The organism is Rahnella sp. RcJ3, from assembly GCF_009498575.1.
In the GTDB taxonomy this organism is placed as follows: Bacteria; Pseudomonadota; Gammaproteobacteria; order Enterobacterales; family Enterobacteriaceae; genus Rahnella; species Rahnella aceris.
In genome coordinates this window covers 95,399-106,279 of sequence record NZ_QSNX01000012.1, presented here as the reverse complement: position 1 = coordinate 106,279, position 10,881 = coordinate 95,399, and the positions used below count along the sequence as shown (strand labels likewise).

Below are 10,881 nucleotides of genomic sequence, written 5' to 3'. Positions count from 1 at the left end.
CACCGTTTCAGGCTTTGCCAGCGTCAGGATTTACTGAACGCAGGAAGAAATCCAGGGTTTCAGCAACGGTTTTATCCATGCCGATTTCCGGTTTCCAGTTAAGCAGACGACGGGCATTTTTGATGCTCGGCGTACGGTGCTCCACGTCCTGATAGCCTTTTCCGTAATACGTGCTGCTTTCCACCAGATTGAAACCAGCGAACGGCGGGAACTGCGCGCGCAACGGATGTGATTCAAAACTGCTCAGCAGCATTTCTGCCAGTTCACGAATGCTCGCTTCGTTAGTCGGGTTACCGATGTTAATAATCTGGCCATCACATAAGTTGTCGCGGTTCTCGATGATCCGGAACAACGCTTCAATACCGTCGTTGATATCAGTGAAGCAACGCTTTTGCTCGCCGCCATCCACCAGTTTGATCGGTGATCCTTCAACCAGATTAAGAATCAGTTGGGTGATCGCACGGGAACTGCCGATACGCGCAGCATCCAGGTTATCCAGACGTGGTCCCATCCAGTTGAACGGACGGAACAGGGTGAACTTCAGGCCTTCTTTCGCGCCGTAAGCCCAGATCACGCGGTCCAGCAGTTGCTTGGAAACAGAGTAAATCCAGCGCTGTTTGTTGATCGGGCCGACAATCAGACGGGAATGATCTTCGTCGAATTCCTTATCATCACACATGCCGTAAACTTCAGACGTTGACGGGAAGATAATGCGTTTTTTGTATTTAACGCAATCGCGGACAATTTTCAGGTTTTCTTCGAAATCCAGTTCGAATACGCGCAGCGGATTACGGGTGTATTCGATTGGCGTTGCAATCGCCACCAGCGGCAGAACGACGTCGCATTTTTTGATGTGATATTCGATCCACTCTGAATGGATGCTGATATCGCCTTCCACGAAGTGGAAATGCGGATTACCCATAAAGCGGCTGATCGCGTCAGAGCTGATATCCAGGCCATAAATTTCATAGCGGTCTTCGCGAAGCAAACGCTCACTCAGGTGGTTACCGATAAAACCATTCACGCCGAGGATTAAAACACGGGTACGGCGTTTCATCACCGCCGTGGGCAACGTTGCGACACGCATATCCGGCATAATGCCCAGTTCCAGTGCCAGACGGGAACCCTGTACATACAGGCCGTTTTCACTCTGCCCTGCCAGAATTTCCAGCGCGCCTTCGCCACAGGCGATGGTCAGCGGATCAGAAGAAAGCACGGTGCCCGGTTGTTTGTCGTGCTGAGTTGCCAGCGGACGTGCGCGCCAGATAGTCAGCTTACGTTGGCCGAGATAAGAGAATGCGCCGGGATAGGGTTCAGTCACCGCGCGGATCAGGTTATTAATTTCAGTGGCCGATTTGTGCCAGTGAATTTCACCGTCAGCGGCGGTACGGCGACCAAAGTAACTGGCCTGAGATTCGTCTTGCGCCGTCAGTGTGATGTTACCCGCTTTCATTTCCGGCAACAGATCTGTCAGTAATGCTTTCGCTGCCTCACGCACTTTGGCATGAAGTTTCAGCGCCGTGTCATCGCCAGTGATCGCCACTTTGCGCTGACCAACGATATCACCTGCATCCGGTCGTTTGACCATTTTATGCAAAGTGACACCCGTTTCGGTTTCACCGTTGAGGAGCGCCCAGTTAACCGGTGCACGACCACGGTAACGCGGCAGCAATGAACCGTGCAGATTGAAGCCACCCTGCGGCGCCAGAGATAAAATCTCTTCGCTCAGCATATTACGGTAGTAGAAAGAGAAGATGATATCGGGCTGTAAAGCACGGATGCGGTCAACCCACAATGGATGGTTAACATCTTCCGGTGCATAAACGGGCAGGTTCAGCTCAGCGCCCTGACGGGCAACGGAAGAAAAGAACTGGTTTTCATTCGGGGAATCAGTGTGGGTGAAAACTGCCTGAACATCATAACCCGCGTCAACCAGAGCCTGTAAACCAACACAACCAATATCATGATAGGCAAATACAATCGCTTTCATTACTCTTCTTCCTGACTGTGGTCTTCGGAACGAACGCCGACGACTTTTTGAACAAAATAACGGGGACGCGCACGAACATCGTTGTAGATCCGCCCGATGTATTCACCGAGTAATCCCATACCGACAAACTGCGCACCGATAAACATAAATAACAATGCAAATAGCGTGAATACGCCTTCCGCAGACCACTCAGGGCCGTTGATCAGGCGCATTAAAATGAGGAATACCGCCAGCAGGAAACCGAAGATGGCAATCACACTGCCAACAACACTGAGCATTCTCAGCGGTGTTGTCGTCAGACAAGTGATCAGGTCATACATCAGGTTAATCAGTTTCATCAGACTGTATTTGGAATCACCAAACTCACGCTCAGAATGCTGAACCGGAATTTCTATGGTTCTGCGTGCGAATGTGTTGGCCAGAATAGGAATAAAGGTACTGCGCTCATGGCAATGCAGCATAGCTTCGATAATGTGACGGCGATAAGCCCGTAACATACAGCCGTAGTCACCCATCGATTTACCGGTGGCACGTTGGATCATCATGTTGATCATCTTTGATGCCGTTTTACGGAACCAGGAATCGCGACGATTTGCACGTACGGTGCCGACAACGTCATAGCCTTCATCGGCAGTGGCGACCAGGCGCGGGATTTCTTCCGGTGGATTTTGCAGGTCAGCATCAAGCGTAATGACCAGATCACCGGTCACATGGCTAAAACCGGCCATAATGGCGGAATGTTGGCCGTAATTGCGGTTGAGCAAAACGGCAATAACATGGCTGTCCGGTTGTTCTGCAGCGGCAGCGAGCATGTCGCCGGAGCTGTCAGAACTGCCGTCATCCACCAGAATGATTTCGTATTGCTGGGTTAATTGCTGACAAGCGGCCTGCGTACGAGATAACAACGCCGGCAGGCTTTCTTCTTCGTTGTAGACCGGGATAACCACCGAGACTTTACGGATTGGTTCGTATTGCGCCACTACTGCGCCTCCAGAAGGGAAAAAAGAGCCGCGACAACGCGGTCCACATCGCTGTCCTGCATATCAGGGAACAGCGGCAAACTGCATAAACGTGCCGAATTCCATTCACTGTTTGGCAGGCTCAGATGCGGATAACGTTCGCGGTAATATTTTTGGGTGTGAGCTGCACGGAAATGTAAACCCGTTCCGATCCCCTGCTCTTTCAGACGTTCCATCAGTGCGTCACGGCTGATACCACAACGCGCTTCATCCACACGGATCATGAATAAGTGCCACGCATGAAGGTGCGGGTAAGCCGGTACAGCCATTGGCAGATAAGGTGAGCCCTGTAATTTATCCAGATAACGCTGTGCCAGCTCCGCACGGCGGGCATTCATTTGTGCAAGACGTTTAAGCTGCACGACAGCCACAGAAGCATGAATGTCGGAGAGATTGTATTTAAAGCCTGGCTCAACCACTTCAGCCTGCGGTTTACGCCCCAGCACCTGACGATCAAATGCATCAACCGCCAGACCATGGAATTTCAATGCACGTACTTTTTCAGCCAGAGCATCATCGTCGGTGGCAATCAGACCGCCTTCTGCGCAGGTCATATTTTTGATCGCGTGGAACGAGAAAATTGCTGTCCCCTGTGCGCCAATCCAGCGTTCACGGTATTTTGTGCCTGCCGCGTGCGCAGCATCCTCCACGACCGGAATACCGTGTTCATTAGCAACAGCATAAATCGGGTCAAGGTCTAAAGGCGCGCCGGCGTAATGCACCGGGATAATCGCTTTGGTTTTTGGCGTGATAGCCGCAGCAACCGCGTCGGCACTGACCATCAACGTGTCAGGATCAACATCAATCATCACCGGTTCTGCGCCGAGCAGGACAATCATGTTGATGGTTGAAACCCAGGTCTGTGAAGGCGTGATCACTTCATCGCCCGGTCCGATGCCGAGCGCCATCAGGGTGACATGCATGCCGCCGGTCGCAGAACTGACTGCGATAGCATGCTTACAACCGAAAGTGGCAGAAAAATCCTGTTCAAGCTGATGAGTCTGTGGCCCGGTGGTGATCCAGCCAGAACGTAAAACCTGCCCCACTGCAGCTATTTCTTCTTCGCCCATAGACGGACGGGAAAAAGGCAAAAAGTTTTCCATTACGCTATCCCAAAAAGGTAATTACCGATACCGACTGTAGACCGCATTTATTTAACAGTAAGTAAACGCCGTCATGAAATTATGGATCTTATGATGTCGGTTTAATCTTAATTTAACCTTAAGAATTTACCAGTCACGCGAAGCTAAACAGAAAGTAAATAAACAAAAATTAAATAGCAGGAAAAAATAAAAACCATTTAATAACAATCAATTACATTAAATTATGTTTTTATGAAAAAATGAACTTTATTAAAACAATGCATCTTCTGCGTTTTTTATGAACAAATAAGAATTGGGGTAAAGCGTAAACCCCAATAATAATATAATTAAACCGCTATGCATTAAGCTCAGGTCGCCATTATCCATTGCCTGCCTGCCAGTTCGTGTATCTGAAATGCCACTTTGTACACGTCTGAAAGTATTTCAGGCTGCATGACATCAGCACATTTTCCCGCCGCCATCACCTGACCCTGCGACATAAGCCAGATCTGATGTGCGTAATGGAGGGTATGGTTGAGATCATGATCGCTTAACACAACGGAACGTCCTGCCGCGCAAAACTCCGCAAGTAACTGATCCAGCGCCTGCTGCTGGGCAACATCCAGGCTGTTCATCGGCTCATCAAGGAATAAAAGCTGACTATCAGGATTCACCGTCGGCCACACTTGCAATAAAGCAGCCGCCAGCCTCACCCGCTGCCATTCCCCGCCGGATAAATGCGTGACCGGCCGGCCAAGTTTATCGCTGAGATGTAAAGCATCACATAAACATGAAACCGTGCGCTCAAGAACAGCAGGATCCACTTCTCGCGGCTGATGAAGGGACAAATATTGAAATACCGGCATCAGGGATGCCGGGGTCAGTTGCTGGCATAACCAGGCGCGAAGACGTGCCAGCCTGGGTCCGGGAACGTCGGCAAGCGGTTGTCCGTCGAGAATAACCTCGCCTCCCCCTGCCGACATACCCGCCAGACGGGTCAGTAAAGTGCTTTTCCCGGCGCCATTCGGGCCGATAATATGGATCCGACAGCCCGGCACAATCTGCGCGCTAAATGCGCTAAGCCGCCCCGCAACGGTTATCTCACGACATTCCAGCATTGGTGTATTCACACGCAAATTATTTCGCCAGTGCGGCTTTGATGGTTTCCATAAGGATCGGATCTTCCGGTGTCATATCGGGTGCAAAACGCTGAACCACGGTGCCGTCACGACCAATCAGGAATTTCTCAAAGTTCCACAAGATGTCATCGGGCTTAAGAGGTTGACGACCTTTGCTGGCCAGACGTTCGTAGAACGCACTGTCTTCCGGTTTGACGGCTGTCGGACAGGCTGCAATCAGCGCTGAATACAGCGGATGACGGTTGTCTCCGTTGACGTTAATTTTGCTAAACATCGGGAATTTCACGCCAAAATGGGTGGTGCAGAAGGTTTTGATCTCATCTTCAGTGCCCGGTTCCTGCGCGCCGAATTCATTGCACGGGAACCCCAGCACTTCAAAACCACGATCGTGCCAGGCCTGGTAGATATTTTCCAGCCCCTCATATTGCCTGGTCAGGCCACATTGTGATGCCACATTCACGACCAGCAATACAGAACCTTTATAAGCACCGAGCGTCGTGGTTTCGCCATCGATAGTTTTCAGGGAGATATTATAAATTTCATTACTCATCGTTTTCGTCCTGATATTTGTAGGTTAGGGGAAGGGTTTCAGTGAACAGCATAGCCGACACACCGAAAAGCATCAGCGGATTTGTCCGGTTCTGGTCAGCAACCAGATGAATACCGGTGCACCCAGCGTGGCAGTCACCACACCAATCGGTAATTCCGCCGCGGATAAACCAATTCGCGCCAGCACATCCGCTAACAGTAAAACTGAAGCGCCGCAAAGCGCACAGGCGGGCAGCAAACGGCGCTGATCGGTGATCCCGCAAAGCCTGAGAATATGCGGGATGATCAGCCCGATAAAACCGATGACGCCCGATAAGGCGACGCTCAGCCCGACCATCCAGCCGACGGCAAGCACCAGAATATAACGCCAGGTGTTCAGCGATATGCCGAGTTGCCTCGCCTGCTGCGTCCCGAGAGACAATAGATTGAGTGCATTCCCCTGTAAGACCAGCCACAGTAAAACAGGCAGCAACATTAATCCCAGCCAGAGCTGATTCCAGTCAACACCGCCAAATCCGCCCATCATCCAGTACATCAACTGCCGTAAATCGAGATTGTTGCTGAAATAAATCGCCCAGGTCATTAAAGCACTGCAGACAATCCCAATAGCAATCCCGACAAGAAGCATACGGGCATTCGTCAAAAGGCGTTTACGGGCAATATATAGCAGAAAGAAAGTGACAATCAGAGCGCCCGCGATGGCTGCCAGACTCATGATCCAAACAGGCAACAGGCCGTGGCTTAACATGACACATAAAACCAGCGCGACGCAGGCACCATTGGCAACACCGAGTAAACCGGGCTCGGCAAGAGGATTTTCGAACAACGACTGCATCACTGCCCCGGAGACAGCGAGACTTGCGCCCACCAAAATGACAGCGACAGCGCGCGGAAACCGTAATTGCCACACGAACAGACGCGCCTCAGTGCTGAACCATTGATCCGGCCACAGCCAGCGTTCACCCGCACTCAGACTGAACACCCATATCAACAACAAGAACATACCCAGCCCGTATAACCAGCGGCGGTCACGGTATTTCTGTTGCTGTTCAAAGGCAGAAAAGGTCTGCGGGATAGGCATGAATGGCTAATTCCTGGGGCTCACGGGAAGTGACTATCCTACCGATATTAGGCAGTTAGCTCTAGCGAAGAACGGCTGAATACCATAAATAGAAATTGAAAAAGCCGGTGACTGAGCACCGGCTTCGGACACGTTGGGCATTTACAGGGAAAATCAGTGTCCCTGATAACCATTCGGCGGGATCGGCTGGCCGTTCCCCTGATGACCATTATTATCATGATGATCATTACCGTTTGGACGGCCCGGGTTATGGGGCTGCGGTCCTGGCTGATTACGCCCCGGCTTATCATGGTTACGCTGCGGTGGTTTAGCGTCCCAGCGATTACCGTGCCAGTACATGCCATGTTCATTACGCTCACCGTAATGATGGCCCTGATGATCATGCCACCACTGCGGTGGGCGCCAGTCATAGCCATCCCAATAGTAACCGCGCTGATCCTGATCCCCGAGGTGAAGTGATACGCCAGGTACGTTGAGGTCAATAGAAACATTTGCCTGCGCGATCACAGGCAAAGCCAGTGCACAACAAAGCAATAAGAGAGATTTTTTCACGTTAGTTACGCCTTCTTTATTTTTTATGACGTGATTTTTATATCAGTCAGGTATTGAAGAAAATATAAGAAATAAGCGTATTTTCGGATAACTTGCTCTGACCTTACAATAAAAACACAAACATGTCCTGGTTGAAATAATTCAACAAGACGGCGTGTGTTATCTATTCAATTCCTATTAAGACACTAACAAATCTTAACGCAAGCCTGACAACAACCTGTCTGCATTCTATTTATAATCGACCTGTTTATTCAAACGAAGGATGTATTTTATGCGTCGTATTTTCGCTCTGCTGAGCATTGCTCTGGTTGTCGTCAGCCTCAGTGGCTGTTTATTCCCACCATTTTGGGGTCCTGGTGGTGGCGGTCATGGCGGCGGTGGGCACGGTGGCGGCGGTCCGGGTGGACCTCGTATGTTCTATAACCACTAGTCACCTTTTATAATTCCATTCTCCCGTTCCCGGCTAATTTGTCCGGTAACTTTTATTCAGATATTAATATGTAAATATTATTAACTGAACATAATGAGTGACTTACCATAGGGGCTTCGGCCCCGTTTTATTTGAATGGCATCCGGATAAATAATAAACCAAAGTTCTTTTCAGGCCTTGAAATTTAATCTATCAGACTAATCCTGAACCGCCTACCCCTTTAACGCTATCTTTTCACTTTCTGTGCTAATTACTTAAAAGCGTTAAAACCTATTGTTTCCGATGACACTGCACTCTTAAAAATCAGATAAAAAAAAGGCCGCTTTCGCGGCCTTTTTGATGTTTTCACTTATTCTTTCGGCGTGGCATTCTCTACACGACTTTTCAATTTCTGTCCCGGACGGAAAGTCACCACACGACGCGCCGTGATCGGAATATCTTCGCCGGTTTTCGGGTTACGTCCCGGACGTTGGTTTTTGTCACGCAAATCAAAATTGCCAAAGCCAGACAGTTTAACTTGCTCGCCATTTTCCAAAGCACGACGTACTTCTTCGAAAAATATTTCAACAAGGTCTTTGGCATCCCGTTTGCTCAGCCCGAGCTTTTCAAACAGGTGTTCTGACATTTCAGCTTTAGTAAGCGCCATAGGTTCAATCCCTCAAGGATGCTTGGAATCGCTGTTTTAGAGCCTCTACACATTTTGCAACGGTAGCGGCGATCTCCTCTTCTTCCAGTGTACGGCCGGTATCCTGCAACACCAGACTGATAGCCAGGCTCTTGTAACCTTCAGCTACGCCCTTGCCACGGTACACATCAAACAAGTTTACGCCAACTACCTGATTTGCGCCAACTTTCTTGCACTCTGCCAAAATATCGTCTGCGGGCACGTTTTCGGCCACTACCACAGCGATGTCACGACGGTTCGCCGGGAAGCGAGAAATCTCTTTCGCATCAGGCAGTACGCGGTCTGCGACCTTATTCCACAACAGTTCGAAGACCACGGTACGACCATTAAGATCGAGTTTACGTTCCAGCTCAGGGTGTACTACACCAATGAAACCAATACGTTCGCCGCGTAAATAAATTGCTGCGCTCTGCCCAGGATGCAACGCAGGATTCGCTTCCACCTTGAACTGTACATCGTTCATTTTGCCGGTAAGCTCAAGAATAGCCTCAAGATCACCTTTCAAATCGTAGTAGTCAACTGCCTGACGCGCCAGATCCCAATGCTCTTCATTTTTAGTGCCGGAGATTACACCAGACAGCATGACGTCCTGACGGATACCCAAATCGGCTTGCGTATCAGGTACAAAGCGCAGGCCGCTTTCAAATAAACGTACGCGACTTTGCTGACGATTCTGGTTATTTACTACAGCAGTCAGCAGGCCAGACCACAGGGAAAGACGCATTGCAGACATTTCAACCGAGATCGGGCTGGGTAAAATCAGCGCTTCTTCGCCAGGATGCAGCAGAGCCTGCACTTTTGGATCGACAAAACTGTAAGTGATCGCTTCCTGGAAACCACGATCAACCAGCAGATTTTTCACACGTTTCAGTGAAAGGTTCGCTTCACGGTGTTTGGTCATCACCAGACTGGCTTTAACCGGCACATCAGGAATGTTGTTGTAGCCGTAGACACGCGCGACTTCTTCCACCAGGTCTTCTTCGATTTGCATATCGAAACGCCAGCTTGGCGCCACAGCTACCCAGTGGTCGCCATTATGCTGAACCTTACACCCCAGACGGGTCAGGATGTCAGTCACCTGAGCATCTTCAACATGATGCCCGATCAGGCGATCCAGTTTTTCACGACGCAAGGTGATGGTTGCCGCTTTCGGCAAATCAACGTCGGAGGTCGCTTCAATGACCGGACCGGCTTCACCACCACAAATGCTCAGCAACAACGCAGTAGCCCGTTCGATAGCTTTGAACTGCAGCTCAGGATCCACACCACGTTCATAGCGATGAGAAGCATCCGTGTGCAGACCCTGACGGCGTGCACGGCCAGTAATTGAGAGCGGAGCAAAGAATGCAGATTCCAGCAGGACGTCCTGCGTCTCGTCGTTCACACCGGAATGTTCGCCACCAAAGATACCGGCCATTGCCAGGGCTTTCTCATGGTCTGCGATGACCAGCGTATCTTCCGCCAGTTTCGCCTCTGTGCCATCGAGCAACGTTAATGCTTCGTTTTTCTGCGCCATGCGCACGACGATGCCACCACTGATGCGATTCAGATCAAACGCATGCATTGGCTGACCGAGTTCGAGTAACACGTAGTTCGTGATATCGACCACTGCGTCGATAGAACGGGTGCCACAGCGACGCAGTTTTTCACGCATCCACAATGGTGTAGGTGCTTTAACGTTGATGCCTTTAACGACACGGCCCAGATAGCGCGGACACGCTTGTGGCGCCTGCACATCAATGGGGATGGTGGCATCAATCGTTGCTTTCACCGGGTTCATTTCCGGCTCAACCAGTGGCAACTGGTTGATGACAGCAACATCACGCGCCACGCCGAGGATACCCAGGCAATCAGCACGGTTTGGCGTTACGCTGATTTCAATCGTGGTGTCATCGAGTTTCAGGAATTCACGGATATCTGTACCGACTGGCGCATCAAGTGGCAGTTCAATAATACCGTCGTGATCCTCTGAAATACCCAGCTCAGAGAACGAACACAGCATGCCTTCTGAAGGCTCGCCACGCAATTTGGCAGCTTTGATTTTGAAATCACCCGGCAATACGGCGCCCACCGTTGCAACTGCAACTTTAAGGCCCTGACGACAGTTTGGCGCGCCACAAACGATGTCCAGCAGACGATCGCCGCCCACATTGACTTTAGTCACACGCAGTTTGTCTGCGTTTGGATGCTGACCGCATTCGACAACTTCACCGACAACCACGCCATTAAATGCGCCTGCAACCGGCTCAACGCCATCAACTTCCAGGCCGGCCATAGTAATTTGGTCTGATAATGCTTCGCTGCTAATGGCTGGGTTTACCCACTCACGCAACCAGAGTTCACTGAATTTCATG

Annotated in this window: 10 protein-coding genes; 1 reads left to right on the top strand and 9 read right to left on the bottom strand. The window is 50.4% G+C overall.

Annotated features, from left to right (window positions below):
- Positions 1 to 7: 7 nt before the first annotated feature.
- From arnA to DXU84_RS16665, 7 genes are all read right to left on the bottom strand, one after another.
- Positions 8 to 1,990 carry a bifunctional UDP-4-amino-4-deoxy-L-arabinose formyltransferase/UDP-glucuronic acid oxidase ArnA gene (gene arnA, locus DXU84_RS16695; RefSeq protein ID WP_112197123.1) on the bottom strand — a complete coding sequence of 661 codons (1,983 nt, stop codon included), beginning with the start codon at positions 1,988 to 1,990 and terminating at the stop codon, positions 8 to 10.
- A complete protein-coding gene (gene arnC / locus DXU84_RS16690) occupies positions 1,990 to 2,970 on the bottom strand; it encodes an undecaprenyl-phosphate 4-deoxy-4-formamido-L-arabinose transferase (RefSeq protein WP_013576124.1) in 981 nt (326 codons plus the stop codon). Before arnC ends, arnA begins: the two co-directional genes overlap by 1 nt.
- Positions 2,970 to 4,112 (bottom strand): UDP-4-amino-4-deoxy-L-arabinose aminotransferase, encoded by a 1,143-nt coding sequence (gene arnB, locus DXU84_RS16685; RefSeq protein WP_013576125.1) that lies wholly within the window; start codon positions 4,110 to 4,112, stop codon positions 2,970 to 2,972. Before arnB ends, arnC begins: the two co-directional genes overlap by 1 nt.
- A 347-nt stretch (positions 4,113 to 4,459) precedes the next feature.
- Positions 4,460 to 5,209, bottom strand: a complete 750-nt coding sequence (btuD, locus tag DXU84_RS16680; protein ID WP_013576127.1) for a vitamin B12 ABC transporter ATP-binding protein BtuD — start codon at positions 5,207 to 5,209, stop codon at positions 4,460 to 4,462.
- Positions 5,210 to 5,228: 19 nt separating this feature from the next.
- Entirely contained in the window at positions 5,229 to 5,780 is a 552-nt protein-coding gene (locus DXU84_RS16675; RefSeq protein ID WP_013576128.1) for a glutathione peroxidase, read from the bottom strand.
- 72 nt (positions 5,781 to 5,852) lie between these two features.
- Positions 5,853 to 6,860, bottom strand: a complete 1,008-nt coding sequence (gene btuC, locus DXU84_RS16670) for a vitamin B12 ABC transporter permease BtuC (protein ID WP_013576129.1) — start codon at positions 6,858 to 6,860, stop codon at positions 5,853 to 5,855.
- 153 nt (positions 6,861 to 7,013) lie between these two features.
- Positions 7,014 to 7,412, bottom strand: coding sequence for a DUF2502 domain-containing protein (locus DXU84_RS16665; RefSeq protein ID WP_013576130.1), 399 nt, complete (start codon positions 7,410 to 7,412; stop codon positions 7,014 to 7,016).
- A gap of 271 nt (positions 7,413 to 7,683) precedes the next feature.
- Here DXU84_RS16665 and DXU84_RS25030 point away from each other — a divergent pair, with 271 nt between their 5' ends.
- A complete protein-coding gene (locus DXU84_RS25030; RefSeq protein WP_013576131.1) occupies positions 7,684 to 7,842 on the top strand; it encodes a hypothetical protein in 159 nt (52 codons plus the stop codon).
- Positions 7,843 to 8,191: 349 nt separating this feature from the next.
- Here DXU84_RS25030 and ihfA read toward each other — a convergent pair whose 3' ends face one another.
- Together ihfA and pheT are read right to left on the bottom strand one after the other, a co-directional pair.
- Entirely contained in the window at positions 8,192 to 8,488 is a 297-nt protein-coding gene (ihfA, locus tag DXU84_RS16660; protein ID WP_004089944.1) for an integration host factor subunit alpha, read from the bottom strand.
- Positions 8,489 to 8,492: 4 nt separating this feature from the next.
- Positions 8,493 to 10,880 (bottom strand): phenylalanine--tRNA ligase subunit beta, encoded by a 2,388-nt coding sequence (gene pheT / locus DXU84_RS16655; protein WP_112152168.1) that lies wholly within the window; start codon positions 10,878 to 10,880, stop codon positions 8,493 to 8,495.
- Between the last annotated feature and the right edge of the window lies 1 nt (position 10,881).

Bases quoted from the DNA above. Each gene is read 5' to 3' on its own strand.
- arnA (WP_112197123.1), bottom strand. From the start codon at position 1,990: ATGAAAGCGATTGTATTTGCCTATCATGATATTGGTTGTGTTGGTTTA.
- arnB (WP_013576125.1), bottom strand. From the start codon at position 4,112: ATGGAAAACTTTTTGCCTTTTTCCCGTCCGTCTATGGGCGAAGAAGAA.
- btuD (WP_013576127.1), bottom strand. From the start codon at position 5,209: ATGCTGGAATGTCGTGAGATAACCGTTGCGGGGCGGCTTAGCGCATTT.
- DXU84_RS16675 (WP_013576128.1), bottom strand. From the start codon at position 5,780: ATGAGTAATGAAATTTATAATATCTCCCTGAAAACTATCGATGGCGAA.
- btuC (WP_013576129.1), bottom strand. From the start codon at position 6,860: ATGCCTATCCCGCAGACCTTTTCTGCCTTTGAACAGCAACAGAAATAC.
- DXU84_RS25030 (WP_013576131.1), top strand. From the start codon at position 7,684: ATGCGTCGTATTTTCGCTCTGCTGAGCATTGCTCTGGTTGTCGTCAGC.
- ihfA (WP_004089944.1), bottom strand. From the start codon at position 8,488: ATGGCGCTTACTAAAGCTGAAATGTCAGAACACCTGTTTGAAAAGCTC.
- pheT (WP_112152168.1), bottom strand. From the start codon at position 10,880: ATGAAATTCAGTGAACTCTGGTTGCGTGAGTGGGTAAACCCAGCCATT.